The organism is Aquimarina sp. U1-2, from assembly GCF_017897595.1.
Classification (GTDB): Bacteria; Bacteroidota; Bacteroidia; order Flavobacteriales; family Flavobacteriaceae; genus Aquimarina.
Genome location: NZ_JAGKIK010000002.1, coordinates 1 through 15,635, shown reverse-complemented (window position 1 = coordinate 15,635; position 15,635 = coordinate 1). Strand labels below are relative to the sequence as shown.

Here is a 15,635-nt window from a genome sequence, read left to right as displayed (position 1 = left end):
ATGTATCCATATATGTTAACCCGGATTATGCATTATAAAATCTACTTCAACTTTAAAAAAGTGAAGCCTTGATTAATTAAGATAATTGTTATTACTTGGGTTAACATCTGCCATAGTACCTGTGATATCTATGGTGATTGATTTGATCTGTGATTTTGGTTTAGGAATCTCTACAACATACGTAGGATGCGTCCATGCCCAATCTAATAGCGTAGTTCGATTAATCGACGGAATTGGATTCTCTTTTTCACCACGCATCATTCGTAAAGGCGTGTAAAAAGATGCTATAGACCCATCTTTATATTCAACATATAAATCTATAGGCATAGGCATAAGCCCCAGTCTTTCCAGAGTAATCTTGGTTTTACCACTCTTTTCTTCAACTTCTTTTATTCCATAGTCTATCCAATTGGTTGTTTGTGTCCAATCGGTTAGGTACCAATCTAATTGAATTCCTGAAACCTTTTCTGCTACTCTTTTAAAATCGTTGGGTGTGGGATGTTTAAATTTCCACTCATCAAAGTATCTTCGTAACGTTTTAGCCAGATTTTCTTCACCAATTATATATCCTAACTGAGAAAGAAATACCGCTCCCTTAGCATACGCAGAGGCTCCGTATGCAGCATTATGGGCATAACGATCTGCTTGTGTTGTTTGTGGTTGTTCTACACCCGAAATGGCTAATTGAAAATAGCTTTTATACGATCCTTTTAAAGAATTAGGGTTATTTTGTTTCATTACCTCATTCATGGCCAAGGTTGAAATATAATTGGTAAACCCCTCATCCATCCACTCGTGTTTCGACTCATTGGTAGCCAATATGTGCTGAAACCAGGAGTGTGCCATTTCGTGCGCGGTGACCCCAACCAGGCTACCAAAACTACGCTCCCCTGTTATTAAAGTACACATGGCATATTCCATACCACCATCACCGCCCTGGATAACAGAGTATTGATCATAGGGATACTTGCCGATCTTCTCGCTAAAATACTGCATCAATTCAACCGTTTTTGGCTGTAAGTCTTTCCACTTGTCTATAATGTCGGGGTTATTCTTATATAAAAAATGAAGTGTGGGTCCGTTGGGCACTTCCACACTATCGTGTATAAATTCTGGATCTGCTCCCCAGGCAAAATCATGTACTTTAGGTGCCTTGAAATGCCAAGATAACTTTCCTTTTTTCTTTTTAACTTTTGATCCCGCAGGTGCATACCCATGACCAACTTCTTTTGGGTTTTGCAAATACCCTGTTCCGCCAAGCACATAATTTTGATCAATACTAATGGTAACATCATAATTTCCCCAAACCCCATGAAATTCTCTGGCAATATAGGGATGTGCATGCCAACCCTCGAAATCATATTCTGCCATTTTTGGATACCATTGCGTCATAGATAGTGCTACACCTTCTTTACTATTGCGACCAGAACGGCGTATTTGTTTGGGCACCTGACCTAGAAACTGCATAGAGAAATTAACTTTTTCACCAGGTAATATGGGTGCATTGAGTTCTACCTCTAGCACGGTTCCTGCAACTTTATACCTTACTGGTTTTTTATTTTGTGTTAGCGAAGAAACTTTAATAAAACCGATCTCTTCAGGTGATAGTTTGCTTATTCTATCTTGTACTCGAGGATCGGGGTCGGGTAGGTTTCTAGAGCGAACATCCATCTCGCTACCCGGTTGAAAAGCATTAAAATACAGATGATAAAAAACCTGATACAATGTATCTGGCGAATTATTAGTGTACACCAATTCTTGAACGCCTTCATATTGAAAGGTGTCTACATTCATATCAATATCCATCGTGTAATCGACATGTTGCTGCCAATAGTTGGTGTTGTTTTGTGCGATAATACTATTTGCCATCAAAAAACAAAACAAAGCAATTTTTTGTATCATAATACTGTATTATTTAGACATTTTAGCTGCCATAATCAGCGCATTGTAAAGATTAACCATGCTACCCGATTTTGATAATTCTGAAAAGTTCTTAATGTTCGTCGCTTCTTCGCCAACCACGACATCGGTACTTATGCGTAAACCGCTATCCATTAAAATCTTTTTGACCTGAGCCGCTCCTAACTGAGGATAATAAGAACGTACTAAAGCAGCTACTCCTGATACTGAAGGAGCTGCCATCGAAGTTCCCTGTAGATATTCATACGAGTTGTTGGGTGTGGTAGCCCAAATCTTAACTCCGGGTGCGAACACATCTACATTACTTTTGCCAACATTTGAAAAATCGGCGACGAGATTAGACCCGTACTCATAGTTTAAAGCTCCAACAGTGATAAAATTATTAGCTACCTCTGTATCGTTATCGATTTGATCATTTGGATATACTGCCTTTTGATCTAAATCTTCAGCTTCATTTCCTGCTGCGTTCACGATAAGCACATCTTTTGATGCAGCATATTGAATAGCTTCTCGAACCCATTCTGGATGCGTACTAAAATACTTTCCAAAACTAGTATTGATTATTTTGGCCCCGTTATCTACAGCATATCGTATCGCCAGCGCTATATCTTTATCATATTCGTCTCCGTCAGGTACGGCACGTATTGCCATAATTTCTACGTTTTGCGCTACACCTTTCATCCCTATAGTGTTGTTTCTCTCTGCCGCTATGATCCCTGCTACGTGTGTACCATGTCTGATCCCTTTTTTTTCAGGGTCTGGTCCCATCACATTGTTATTTCCATAGTTGGTATCGGTAATATCATCAACATTGTCACCCACGATTTTTCGTCCGTCAAAATCTACATTAAGATTATATTCTAATTGTTCGGTGAAATGTTCGATCCCTTCTTCTAGGTTATTTATAAAATCAGGAATGGTATCTCCCTCATCTAAAAAACTAAACATTTGAGAAAGAAACGCCATGTGATATTCTAATTCTTTGTCTTTAGGATCTAGTTGTAATAACTCTTTTTGCGAATATTCTTCTTTATCCAAGGCTTTGGCGATAGCTTTATGCGAGATTTTGGCTTGAGATAGAATCTGTTCGTATTGCTGTTTTTGTGAAGAGGCTTCTTGATATTCTTTTTCAAACTCTGCCTTGGCTTCAATATATTGTTGATATTCGTCTCGGTCTTTTTCAGGTATTGATGATAGAAGCTTGCCTTTATATTTAGGCTTTAACTCTTTCATGATGCGTACATATTCGAGATTTTCGTTTTCGGCATCTCCCAGAAAATTCCAACCATGAATATCATCTATGTATCCATTATTATCGTCATCTTTATTATTTCCTTTAATTTCATCAGAATTCGTCCAAATGACATCATCAAGATCTTCATGCGCTATATCTACACCGCTATCAATAACCCCAACAATTACAGTTTGACCTTTTCTGTTTTTAATAATTTCGTTATATGCTCTGTAAACGCTCATCCCGGGAATGGTATCTGCCACCAGGTCGTAAAAACCCCACTGTTGCAGTTGGGCATCGGTAAGCGGTTTTATTTTTAGCGGAATGCTATCTACGTTCTCTATAGGGGTTGAAATAATAGCCGGGGCTCCACATCCTGTCATCACCATTGCTATGGCAATCATATACATTCTAGTCAATAGGGTCATTTTCATTGTTTGATATTAATTAAAAATTTCTTCGCAGGTAAATACTTGGTCGAGCCGTACACCTTTATCTGTATGTTTTACGGTAATAATTTCGTTATGCGCATCATGTTCTAGAAATAAATACCACTGGTGATCTGCTGCACTTTCTAAAAAGAATTTCTTCTCTTGCAAGGTCAATAAAGGTCGGGTATCATATCCCATGACATAGGGTAATGGTATATGACCAACAGTTGGTAATAAATCTGCCATAAAAACAATAGTTTTACCTTTATATTCGATATGCGGAATCATTTGTTTTTCTGTATGACCATTAACAAATAGTACGCCAAAACCTAATTCAGAGTTTTTTTGGAATACGTCATCCTTTCTAGAAATAAAATGTAGCTGCCCACTTTCTTGTATTGGGAGGATATTTTCTGTTAAAAACGAAGCTTTTTCTCTCGCATTAGGGGTTACTGCCCATTTCCAATGCTCTTCGTTACTCCAGACTTTGGCATTTTTAAAGGCTACTTCGTATCCGGTTTTGCTGGCATTATGTTGCACTACACCACCGCAATGATCAAAGTGTAAATGCGTAATAAACACATCGGTAATATCATCACTATGAAACCCTTTTTGTTGTAAGGATGCCTCTAAACTGTCATCCCCCCAAAGGGAATAGTAACTAAAAAATTTTTCAGATTGTTTATCTCCCATCCCAGAGTCGATAAGAGTAAGTCTATCCCCATCTTCTATAAGTAAACATCGTGCAGCAATATCTATCAGGTTGTTTTGATCTGCAGGATTGGTTTTGTTCCATAGAACTTTGGGTACTACTCCGAACATAGCACCTCCATCAAGTTTAAAATTTCCCGCTTTTATTGGGTATAAATTCATGTATTCACAAAAATAACATTCAATGGTAAATTGCCTCGGGGCAAGCCCACGAAGCATTTGTTGAAAACAATTTTTCAATTTTAAGGCAAGCCTCAGGTAGTATACCCTTTGGTGGTGCCAATAAAAAATAGCAAACCAACTTTGTATGGTATGGTATGCGCTTATCTATTACTTATTTTAACTGATTTCAGCATTTTTTTTAGCAAATTGAAAAAGTATAAATCAGTTCATTATCTGAAAATTTGTGCAAAATAGAAAAAAAGACAAGGATCGAGATTTAATTTTTGGACTTTTTAACAAAATTAAAGTGTGTTTGCTATTTTAAGGTATAATTTTATCGAATATCCGTAATTTAACCTTAACGGTTTGCGTCAAGCTGAATACTGAAACGAGTTCAGCACAGGCTCGTTTCAGCTTCTCATATTAATTGACTGAAAATAAACGTAATGAGATCCTGAAATGAATTCAGGATGACTCCTCAGTTAAATTTTAGGTATAATAACGAACAATCAAATAATTTTATGCATAATTTTTATTGTAACGATTGTTTACAATATAGTCTAAACTATGTTTATTAAGCTGAATAGGTTTCATCGCTAGAAAAGTCTTTACGCTTAATTTTTCAAATTATAAAATCGCATATGTTCCTTGTATGTTTGAAAAAATTACGATCTTTCTTCCAAAAATTGATTAAGCAAGATTTATGTTAGAATTAGCAGGCATCATTATATTAGGGATACTGGCACAATGGGTAGCGTGGAAATTTAAAATTCCGGCTATTCTTCCTCTTATATTAATTGGCCTTTTGGTGGGTCCGGTATCTACCTTATGGACTGAGGGTGGTAACAAATTAATTGAACCCATATGGGATGGTAACAACGGTTTGTTTCCTGGAGAGAGTCTTTTTTATTTTGTGTCTCTGGCTATTGGTATTATTTTATTTGAAGGCGGTCTTACCCTTAAAAAAAGTGAAATCCTTAATGTTGGTCCGGTTATAGTTAAGCTAATCACTGTGGGTGTGGTTGTCACCTTTTTTGGAGCTGGTCTTGCTGCCCGATTTATTTTTGAGTTGAGCTGGCCCATTTCCTTTCTCTTTTCTTCACTAATTATTGTCACAGGACCTACAGTAATCACACCAATTTTAAGAAATATCCCTTTAAAGAAGGATGTTTCTGCAGTATTAAAGTGGGAAGGAATACTCATTGATCCTATTGGCGCCCTGGTAGCGGTTTTAGATTTCGAATTTATAAGGGCCGGTGCCGGAGAAGATTTTACCGTTACTGCCTTAATAGAATTTGCTAAAATTGTACTTGTAGGTCTTACATTCGGGTTTACATTTGCTCATGCCTTGGCTATTGCCATCAAGAAAAATATAATTCCACATTATTTATTAAATGTATTTACACTTGCGGTCGTTCTGGCTGTTTTTGTACTCTCAGACACTTTTGCCCACGAATCAGGATTACTATCGGTCGTTATCATGGGGATGGTATTAGGTAATACTGATTTGCCTAATATCGAAGAGCTTTTGTATTTTAAAGAGTCTTTAAGTGTACTTTTAATTTCTATACTTTTTATTTTATTGGCTGCCAATATTAATATTGAAGATCTTCAACTCATATTAAACTGGAAAGCCGTGTTGCTATTTGCCGTCGTCGTATTTGTTGTGCGACCCGTTGGCGTGTTTTTGAGTTCTATAGGTTCTGGTCTTAAAACTAACGAGCGCCTTTTTATTAGCTGGGTAGGACCCAGGGGTATTGTAGCTGCCGGTATCGCCTCGTTATTTGGATTAAAACTCTCTAAAGTTGGTGAGCCTGGGGCAGAATATATCACTCCGTTAGTTTTTATGATCGTTTTAGGTACGGTACTGCTTAATGCTACCACCGCAAGAATGTTTGCCAAAATAGTAGGTGTATTTCTAAAAACGTCTGAAGGAATTCTTATCGTAGGCGCCTCCAAAATATCCAGGCTTATTGCAGTATACCTTAAAACGAACAATCGCCACGTCGTCTTGGTTGATAATAACCGAACCCATGTTAATAAAGCGAAAGACCTGGGGCTAGATGCCATCGAAGGGAACATTTTTCGTGATCAATTAAAAGATAATATCGAATTAAATGACGTAGGCTATCTTATGGCACTTACGGGCAACAGTGATATCAATCGGTATGCGATCGACAAATACAAAAACCAATTTGGAGAGAATGGATCGTATCGCTTAATTACCTCTGAAGAGATGAAAGATCCGGAAAACAATCCTAAAGAAGGTTTATTTTCGCGTACTGATGATTTTTATAAGTTAATGGATCTTGCTGAAAAATATCCCGGAATTCAGGAGATTAAGATCAGAAATCAAAAACATTATAAAGCGCTTATTGATTTTATAAGAGATGATCACGAGATTATCCCTTTGTTCTTAAAAGACCCCTATCATAAAATATCTATTTTAACCTCTGATAGTGATCAAATTTCACAAGTTGAAGAAGATAGTTATCTAGCCTATATCGGTAAACCCATTGATATAGAAGACATCAAATAAGTAACGATTAAATACACATATTTACGATTAAATACCTTTTATTAACATAAAATTTTGTTAATAAAAGGTATTCCCTTATATTTGCTACGGTAAAATTTAACTTTTTAAGCCCCTAAATTATGAAAAAATTGATGTATTTAGCCGTAGTAGCCTTCACTCTTGGATTTACTTCTTGTGGTAATGATGACGATGGTGGAAATTGTAGAGAGTGTATTTTGCAAACATCTATTTGTGACAATGGAAATGGTACCGCTAGTGTAGAAGGTGATGCAACACAATATCCAATTCCAGATGAACAAAGCTTCGACGAATTCGTTGATACTTTTTGTTCAGGAGATATTACTATTGGGTTCTAGTAAACAGTTTATCAAAACAAAAAAAGTGACCAAAATTTGGTCACTTTTTTTGTTTTATCAGATATACATACACGGGATAATGATCGCTGTATCCTCCAGTATATCTTCCATTTGAATAACTTCGGAAAGGATATCCTTTGTATTTTCCGTTTGGTGTAGTTAGAAAGTCTTTATTATATATTCCGGTCTTAAAATAGGTATATGTTGTATAATCTGTAGCTATTAGTGATTTAGACAGTATAATTTGATCAAAAATCGCCCAGGTATCCCTCCATGCGTGAGTACCCATTCCTTTTTTGGCCATAGCGTACATCGGGTTATACAATCCTTTTAAAACAACTTCTTCCTTTTTTGATTTGGCTTGCAGTACCTGTCGAATACTACGATCGTTAGGAGCGTCATTAAAATCACCCATTGTAATTATTTTTGCATAGGGATCGAGCGCGAATAGCGAATCCATGATCTTAGTATTTAGCTGTGCGGCTTTTTCTCTTTTGTATCGACTTCGTGCTTCTCCTCCTCTTCGGCTTGGCCAATGATTTACTATAAAATGAAGCAGTTCTCCATCAAGATAGCCACTTACGACTAGTTGATCCCTTGTGTATATTCGCTTATCTTGGTGATCCTGATCAAAAATTTTTAATTCGTATGCGACGCTGTGTTTAGGTTTAAATATGGTTTTTTTATAAAGTAGGGCCACATCAATTCCTCTTCGGTCTGGAGAATCAAAATGAAAAATACCATAATTTTTATCGCGTAACGCTTTTTGGTTGATCAGATCTTCTAATACTTGTCGGTTTTCAATTTCACAAACCCCTACGATTGCCGGTGCATTAACTGCCGTGTCGGTTCCTATGCCAGAAATCACTCTGGCGATATTAGCTAACTTTTGATGATATGCTTCATTTGTCCAGTGATCTTTTCCATGGGGTGTTTTGTCATCGTCAAAAGTAAAAGGATCGTCTACGGTATCAAATAGATTTTCCAGGTTATAAAAGGCAATGGTTTGAATGGTATAGGCTTTTTTGTCTTGAGAAAACATCGAAATCGAAATTAACAGTAGTACCTGTATTAGGGCTTTTATCATGTCACTACTTTTTTAAATAATAATCGTATCAAACTTCATAAGATCACAATAGTACACAAAGATTAATTTTTTCAGTTTCAAAAAATGAAACTGACATCTTTTATTATTGCACTATGTAATTTAAATACGCATATAGATTGTATACAAAATTTTTAAAAACATCTATGGATATTGTCATTTTGCTGCCCTTTCTAGGTTGTAGCTGGATAGGTTATTCACAAATAGCACAACTTAAAGGCAGAATTATAGATGCCATCACTCAAGAAAATATTGTAGGGGCTTCAGTAGCGCTCGAAAAATCTGATGTTTTCACCTCAACAAATGATTTTGGTGTTTTTGATTTTAAGAATAAGACACTTCCGCTTGGCGAGCAGATTCTTGTCATCACTGCAAAAGGATATGTGCCTAAGCGATTTCCGATACGTATTCAAAATGGATTTCCTATACACCTTAAAACTATTGAACTTGATTATGATTTTAAAAATGTGCAACAGCAGCTCAGTACCATTACCCTAAGCGATGTAGAACTTCGTGATGAGAATGATACAGCTTTTTCTATGCCTTCGTTGTTACAGGCAAGTAGAGATGTATTTCTTACTGCTGCAGCCTTTGATTTTAGCCCTACGTTTTTTCGCCCCAGAGGCCTTTCGAATGAACATGCCAAAGTTTTGATCAACGGGATAGAAATGAACAAACTGAGTAATGGTAGACCACAGTGGGCAAACTGGGGAGGTTTAAATGATGTACAACGAAACCAGGAATATGCTTTTGCTATTGCCCAAAATGAATACGCTTTTGGAGATCTTATGGGGGTTTCTAATATTATTATGAGAGCTTCGAAGTATAGAAAAGGAGGTAGGGTTTCTTATGCCTCTTCTAATAGAAGTTATACAGGTAGGGCAATGGTTTCTTATCATTCGGGATTGACTTCAAAAAATTGGGCATTCTCTATAGCGGCTTCTCGCAGATTTGGTAACCAAGGATTTATTAATGGTACGTATTATGATGCAATGTCATTTTTCACTTCCGTAGAAAAGAAAATCAATACGAAGCATAGCCTTAATCTTACTGCTTTTTATACCCCGAACCGTAGAGGAAGGGCTACCGCAATCACCGAAGAAGTTTTTAGTATTAAGGGCGCTACTTACAATCCAAATTGGGGATATCAAAACGGAACTATTAGAAATTCTAGAGAGCGTAGGGTTGAAGAGCCTGTAGCCATGCTTAATCACTACTGGACGATCAATGATAATACAAGCCTTACTACGAATATTGCCTATCAAACAGGAACCGTCGCCGACAGTAGAATAGATACCGGTGGCAGCGATTTGATGGCTACCCGTTCTGGAAATATATATTTGGGAGGAGGCAGAAGTGCTAATGTTAATCCTGTACATCCTGATCATTTACCAAGTTTCTTTTTAAAAGAATCCAACACTACTGCTGCAGACTATCAAAATGCGTATCTGGCACGACAAAACCTTGTTACTAATGGTCAGGTACCTTGGGATCAATTGGTACAAGCCAATCAACGACAGGCGGCTCAAAGTAAAAATGCAGCATACATACTATATGAAGATCGTACAGATGATGATCAATGGACCACAAACCTAATGCTAAACAGCAAGCTTTCTAAGCATTTAACAGTTAATGCCTCGCTTGCTTACAAAAAACTAAAAAGTCAGAATTTTGCTGAGGTCAAAGATTTGCTTGGGGGATCGGGTTTTCTTGATGTTGATGTATTTGCATTATCGGCATCTAATTTATCTATAGAAAGCCTTGCCAACAGAGCTCAAAGTGATTTACAAAATCCAAATCGCATAGTACAGGTGGGTGATCGTTACGATTATAATTATAAGATCGATGCATCAACGCTAAACGGATTTGCACAAGCTCAATTCAACTATAAAAATATCAACTTTTTTTTGGCAGGTGATGTGTCGCAAGCAACCTATCAAAGAAATGGTCTTTTTGAAAATGGGTATTTTCCCAGATCGCAATCTCTGGGAAAAAGTGCACCACTACAGTTTAAAAATTACGGAATCAAAGCAGGTGCGCTCTTAAGACTACATGGTCTTCATTCATTACAATTTCACGGGGCTTACTTTACTAAAGCTCCAGGGATCAGAAATGCATTTGTAAATGCACGACAAAGCAATGCATCTGTCTCTCAATTAATAGGTAAGGCTCAAGATAACGAAAGGATTGCTTCAGTAGATGCCAGTTATTTTTTTCGTTCTTCAAAAATAAAGGCGAGACTAACGGGGTATTACACCAAAATTCAAGATGCTACCCGTATCTCCTTCTTTTTTACCCAAGCTATTTCAGGCTCAGGTGCGGGTTTTGTTCAGGAAATTCTAACTGATATCGACAAACTTCATCTGGGTGGAGAGTTAGGTATAGCCTATCAGGTTACCCCTACATTAAAGCTTAAAAGTGCTGCTGCTGTTGGTCAATTTACCTATGCGAACAACCCTGAGCTGGCACTCGCCAGTACCAGTGAACTATTTGCTAATGTACAGGGTATACGATCTTTCGGAACGTCTACATTAAAAGGATATTATCTTTCTAGCGGTCCTCAACATGCGGCTCAGTTAGGGTTTGAATATAGAGATCCCGATTTTTGGTGGTTCGGGGCTACAGCAAATTACTTTGCAAATGCCTTTATTAGCGTAAGCCCCTTTGCCAGAACCTCGAATTTTAACCAGGATGAAGATGGATTACCCTTTACCGATTATGATGAAACTATCGCCAGGTCATTATTACAACAAGAACGTTTTAATGACTACATCCTGGTGAATGCTATCGGAGGTAAATCCTGGAAAATTAACAAGTATTACGTTGGGTTCTTTGCTGCTATCAATAATGTTCTTAACCAAAGCTATAAAACCGGGGGTTTTGAACAGACCAGAAATGCAAACTACAGGGGTGCTTTAGCAGAAGCTAAAAGAGAAATTCCTGTTTTCGGACCAAAATATTATTATGGTTTTGGTACCTCATATTATCTCAATTTTTACTTACGATTTTAACTAGTATAGTGATGAATGTATTTTTAAGAAACGTAAACGACCTTAGGGCCAGCTCACGAGGCATTATTTGTAGTAAGCATTTTTTCAATTACCAGGCAAGCCTTGGGATCCTCTACGCTTTGGCAGAGCCAATAAAAACAGTTTTATATGGTGTTATTTGTGTCATAAGTATACTTTCCTGTGCTCCTGAAGAGGATTTTGCCGTACCGCCACTTATTATCGAAGAGCCATCAATTAACGGAACTGTTATCGATCTTGGCGCCGTTCTCGGTACGATGTATCAAGAAATAGAAAGAGAAGGACAACAGGCAAAAGCCACTTTCAAAAACACAGATACTTATTTTATAGGTTATGTAGTTTCTAGCGATAAAGGCGGTAATTTTTTTAAAGAACTCATACTACAAAATAATACAATAAATCCAACTGCCGGAATTCGATTATTAATAGATAATTCTCCCCTGTACACCTCATATGAATTTGGCCGTAAACTATATGTAAAACTCGATGGTTTATCTGTAGGTCTACAAAACGGTGTGCCTACCTTAGGTTTTTTAGACGGAAATACCATTGCTGCTATTGCTTCTTTTTCTGTAGCCGATGTTGTACACAGATCCCCAGAAGTACATACAATTACACCACTAGATACTACCATCGAAAATTTTAACGACCAATTACTGAATCTTTATATACGCCTGTATCAGCTTCAATTTCATAAAAATATGGTGTTAGATCAAAATGTATTCACACTTGCAGCAGAGCCTAATGATGTTTTTGATGGAGAACGTATTCTCGAAGATTGTACTACCAGAAGATCCACAATTTTAAGTACGAGTACTTTTGCCGACTTTAAAGGGGTTACATTACCCAGATCTCAGGGTAGTTTTACAGGTATTTTGACTAAAAATTTTGTTGGAGATACCTATAATCTAGTTCTGAACGACCCTAACGGATTAATTTTTGATATCGATGATCGATGTGATCCTTTAGTGTTAAGTTGTCCTGTTGGAGAAGAAGGAAGTACTATTATTTTTAAAGAAGATTTTACCGCAGTTAAAACCAAAGATTTAGAAAAACTAGGCTGGCTTAATCAGAACCTTTCAGGAGGTAAACTGGATTATGAAATAGGCGATTTTGCCGAAAATCAATATATCCAAATTACGGGATTCAGGTCAAAAGAACCCATATATGAAGTTTGGCTACTCTCACCAGAAATAGACCTTACCAACTCAGTCGATCCTATACTAAATTTTGATGTACAAGCAGGCTATGACAATGGTAATATCCTCGAGGTTTTCGTAACCAACGATTTTGAAGGGGATATCAAAACAGCTACATGGGTAAAATTGGATACACATCTGCCCAGAGGTCCTATGAATGCTTTTGGTGATTCGCTACCTGCAGGTCCTATCGGTTTATCATGTGCTCAAGGTTCAATTCGAATTGGTTTTCGATATATTGGGGGTGATCCCAAAGCTACTACTCGATATCATATTGATAATATCATCATTAAAAGTCGTTAATTCCAGAACATATACCTATTCTAATTTAGGCAAATTTCGAATCATACCTATGTGAGGGATACCATCTTCAAGATACTCTTCCCCGAATTTTATAAACCCATGGCTTTCGTAAAATTTTTTAAGATGTGTTTGAGCTGATATTTTTACGGTATTCGTTTTGAAATGCTTTTGTATGGCGGCGATACTTATTTTAATAAGATCATGACCATACCCAAACTGTCGTTCGTTTTGAGAAATTACTACTCTACCAATACTGGATAAATCGAAATAATCTCCTGCTCTGAATATTCTGGCATAGCCAATAATCTCCTGATTTTTGCGGCCAATGATATGAAGCGCTTTTTGATCCTTATCATCTATGTCTTGATATACACAATCTTGCTCAACTACAAAGGCTTCTGCGCGTAAGCGCAAAATTTTATAGAGCTCCAAAGTCGTTAGCTCTTCAAATCGCTTTATTACAAAATTAACCGCCATATACAAATGTTCAAATGATAATAATACGAAATTGAATACTATTTAAGGCAAGTCTTTTGGGGATTATACCCATTGGCGGTACAAAACAAATTAATTATAAACCGGCAGGTATCTTTTCTACTCTATTGCGATGACGACCGCCTTCGAATGCCGTATTAAGAAACGTTCTCACCATTTCTATAGCCTGCGGTTTTGAGGTATACCTGGCAGGAATACAAATCACATTTGCATCATTGTGTTGTCTTGCTAATTCAGTAATTTCTTTGATCCAACATAATCCTGCTCTTACATTGCCGTATTTATTTGCTGTCATGCAAACCCCGTTACCACTGCCACAAATTAAAATTCCGAAATCTACTTTTGCATCATGAACATCTTTGGCGACAGGATGTACAAAATCAGGATAATCTACACTACTTTCTTCGTTCGTCCCGTAATTGGTTACTGCTATTCCTTCAGACTCCAAATATTCGACTATTGCAAATTTATATGCAGTTCCTGCATGATCGTTACCTATGGCGATTTTCATAAGAATTGTATGTTTTTTATCAATTTAAATCAGTTCAAAATCTATTGGTTAGGTTAAAAATGTATAGCATCATTCTGTTCTCACATTAAAATTTTTAAACATTCTTTTTGATGAAAAAAGTTTAAAAATTTCTTAGTAATCTACTTATGGATACAAAGATACTTTAATACAGAAAAGTAATACCACTTCTACATTAAAATTACTCATTAAAAATTGTCCTTTTCCGTTTATACCTTAAAATAAATGATCTAGGAGACAGGCTCTGCGAAATTCTATCGTTTTAACCAAGTACTATTCGAATGTTGATAACATGCAAACTTCTGTTAACAGGAAATGTCAATAAATAGTTATTAATTATCTGAAAGTTTTTTTGTGCATCTAAGATTTTATTCAAATAGCAGCATAAATAGATGAAATCAAAATTTTAACCTGTCTTTTTTTTTGCAACTTGTTCAGTAATACGCTATGGTTATACACTACGGTTTTGCCGTAAAAATATTAAAGTTTCACTGAAAATAACAGCTATTAACAACTGTTAATTAAAACTCATTTTGTAAACGTTTACAGCTTGTTACCATAGTGATATCCTGTTGATATTGTTCTGAAAATTATAGTTTACTTCAAAAACAAATAAAAGTCAATAAAGTTATACCGCTATCCACAATACATCATCATCATCATTTTTAATTTTAATTTTCAAAAAAACAAAATGGATGATATAATATATGTTGAAAACCTTAAGCGAATAGAAATTAAATTTGAGTAACTACTGTGAGCATTACTTAAACTCTGATTATGTAATGGAATTTTGTAATGAAGGTATGCTAAGTCGTAATAAATTTTATAATGTATGTAACAGGTTAGATACTATTACGCTTAATGTATTGGTACCGGCCAAAGGATACCATACACCCGTGGTAGCTTACTTTAAGATTTGATAAAAAATCAGTATAGTCCGGTTAAAGAAACTAGACCGCTGCGCTGCTAGAAAATAGAACGAAGACTTATTTGTAAATACTTGTCTATTATGGTTTTTGAAGTAAAGGCGATTCAGTTTCAAAGTAAGTTGTCTAAATTTTAGAAAAGCAAGGTGTCTTTTCTATAAACTCATAATTTCTTAGTGGTCATAGAGGTTTTCAGAGCGTATCAACTTTTGTATCGGACAACAATGATAAAAAATTAACTATGCTACACTTTGAATTGAGATCCTAAAACAAAGGTGTGCCGAATACGAAATGAGTTCGGTACAGGGCTTTTTTAATAGTTAGGGTAAGATATAGATTGTGAAGTAACCGATACGTTATACTATTCTTAAGTTTGAATTCGTATTTAAATCTTCAATAATGTGTAGTACCTTGTCTTTATCTTTTGAGTGTACTCTTAGGTTAATACCACCTAACGCATTCGAATAGAAAGGAAAAACACCAATCATCGTTTCATTTTCAAAAAAATAAGAAATACTTTCTTGATCAAGAAGAAGTTTTAAAACTGCATATTCGTAAGGATATGTATATGTGTAATAGTTAATACTTAATCTGACAATTTTAGTAATTTAGTTTAAATCAATTTAAATATTTGTCAGATGAACACAGAAGAAAAAATCATCAAACCAAAGTTAGGACTATTAGAGTTAGCAAAAC

Annotated in this window: 10 protein-coding genes; 4 read left to right on the top strand and 6 right to left on the bottom strand. The window is 36.1% G+C overall.

The window, feature by feature from the left end; genetic code table 11:
- Nucleotides 1–72: 72 nt before the first annotated feature.
- The 3 genes from J8281_RS02890 to J8281_RS02880 are packed head-to-tail and all read right to left on the bottom strand — an operon-like array spanning nt 73 to nt 4,458.
- Nucleotides 73–1,902 carry a M1 family metallopeptidase gene (locus J8281_RS02890; protein WP_210196096.1) on the bottom strand — a complete coding sequence of 610 codons (1,830 nt, stop codon included), beginning with the start codon at nt 1,900–1,902 and terminating at the stop codon, nt 73–75.
- A 9-nt stretch (nt 1,903–1,911) separates the two neighbouring features.
- Entirely contained in the window at nt 1,912–3,588 is a 1,677-nt protein-coding gene (locus J8281_RS02885) for a S8 family peptidase (RefSeq protein ID WP_210196095.1), read from the bottom strand.
- A 9-nt stretch (nt 3,589–3,597) separates the two neighbouring features.
- A complete protein-coding gene (locus J8281_RS02880; RefSeq protein WP_210196094.1) occupies nt 3,598–4,458 on the bottom strand; it encodes an MBL fold metallo-hydrolase in 861 nt (286 codons plus the stop codon).
- A 703-nt stretch (nt 4,459–5,161) separates the two neighbouring features.
- Here J8281_RS02880 and J8281_RS02875 point away from each other — a divergent pair.
- Nucleotides 5,162–6,997: a sodium:proton antiporter gene (locus J8281_RS02875; protein WP_210196093.1), complete on the top strand. Its 1,836-nt coding sequence runs from the start codon at nt 5,162–5,164 to the stop codon at nt 6,995–6,997.
- A gap of 119 nt (nt 6,998–7,116) precedes the next feature.
- Nucleotides 7,117–7,353: a hypothetical protein gene (locus J8281_RS02870; RefSeq protein ID WP_210196092.1), complete on the top strand. Its 237-nt coding sequence runs from the start codon at nt 7,117–7,119 to the stop codon at nt 7,351–7,353.
- 40 nt (nt 7,354–7,393) lie between these two features.
- Here the strand turns inward: J8281_RS02870 and J8281_RS02865 are convergent, their stop codons facing one another.
- A complete protein-coding gene (locus J8281_RS02865; RefSeq protein ID WP_210196091.1) occupies nt 7,394–8,440 on the bottom strand; it encodes an endonuclease/exonuclease/phosphatase family protein in 1,047 nt (348 codons plus the stop codon).
- Nucleotides 8,441–8,604: 164 nt separating this feature from the next.
- Between J8281_RS02865 and J8281_RS02860 the strand changes: the two genes are divergently transcribed.
- Both J8281_RS02860 and J8281_RS02855 read left to right on the top strand, forming a co-directional pair.
- Nucleotides 8,605–11,469: a TonB-dependent receptor gene (locus tag J8281_RS02860; RefSeq protein WP_210196090.1), complete on the top strand. Its 2,865-nt coding sequence runs from the start codon at nt 8,605–8,607 to the stop codon at nt 11,467–11,469.
- A gap of 11 nt (nt 11,470–11,480) precedes the next feature.
- The gene (locus J8281_RS02855) at nt 11,481–12,989 is read left to right on the top strand and encodes a DUF5689 domain-containing protein (protein WP_210196089.1); all 1,509 of its coding nucleotides are present in this window, start codon (nt 11,481–11,483) and stop codon (nt 12,987–12,989) included.
- Between the two features lie 15 nt (nt 12,990–13,004).
- Here the strand turns inward: J8281_RS02855 and J8281_RS02850 are convergent, their stop codons facing one another.
- Both J8281_RS02850 and rpiB read right to left on the bottom strand, forming a co-directional pair.
- Complete coding sequence (locus J8281_RS02850; protein ID WP_210196088.1) at nt 13,005–13,466, bottom strand: GNAT family N-acetyltransferase; 462 nt, start codon at nt 13,464–13,466, stop codon at nt 13,005–13,007.
- 94 nt (nt 13,467–13,560) lie between these two features.
- Nucleotides 13,561–13,995, bottom strand: a complete 435-nt coding sequence (rpiB, locus tag J8281_RS02845) for a ribose 5-phosphate isomerase B (protein WP_210196087.1) — start codon at nt 13,993–13,995, stop codon at nt 13,561–13,563.
- Between the last annotated feature and the right edge of the window lie 1,640 nt (nt 13,996–15,635).

Excerpts from the sequence above, each read along its gene's own strand:
- J8281_RS02875 (WP_210196093.1), top strand. The coding sequence starts at position 5,162 with ATGTTAGAATTAGCAGGCATCATTATATTAGGGATACTGGCACAATGG.
- J8281_RS02885 (WP_210196095.1), bottom strand. The coding sequence starts at position 3,588 with ATGAAAATGACCCTATTGACTAGAATGTATATGATTGCCATAGCAATG.
- J8281_RS02880 (WP_210196094.1), bottom strand. The coding sequence starts at position 4,458 with ATGAATTTATACCCAATAAAAGCGGGAAATTTTAAACTTGATGGAGGT.
- rpiB (WP_210196087.1), bottom strand. The coding sequence starts at position 13,995 with ATGAAAATCGCCATAGGTAACGATCATGCAGGAACTGCATATAAATTT.
- J8281_RS02860 (WP_210196090.1), top strand. The coding sequence starts at position 8,605 with ATGGATATTGTCATTTTGCTGCCCTTTCTAGGTTGTAGCTGGATAGGT.
- J8281_RS02865 (WP_210196091.1), bottom strand. The coding sequence starts at position 8,440 with ATGATAAAAGCCCTAATACAGGTACTACTGTTAATTTCGATTTCGATG.
- J8281_RS02855 (WP_210196089.1), top strand. The coding sequence starts at position 11,481 with ATGAATGTATTTTTAAGAAACGTAAACGACCTTAGGGCCAGCTCACGA.
- J8281_RS02890 (WP_210196096.1), bottom strand. The coding sequence starts at position 1,902 with ATGATACAAAAAATTGCTTTGTTTTGTTTTTTGATGGCAAATAGTATT.
- J8281_RS02870 (WP_210196092.1), top strand. The coding sequence starts at position 7,117 with ATGAAAAAATTGATGTATTTAGCCGTAGTAGCCTTCACTCTTGGATTT.
- J8281_RS02850 (WP_210196088.1), bottom strand. The coding sequence starts at position 13,466 with ATGGCGGTTAATTTTGTAATAAAGCGATTTGAAGAGCTAACGACTTTG.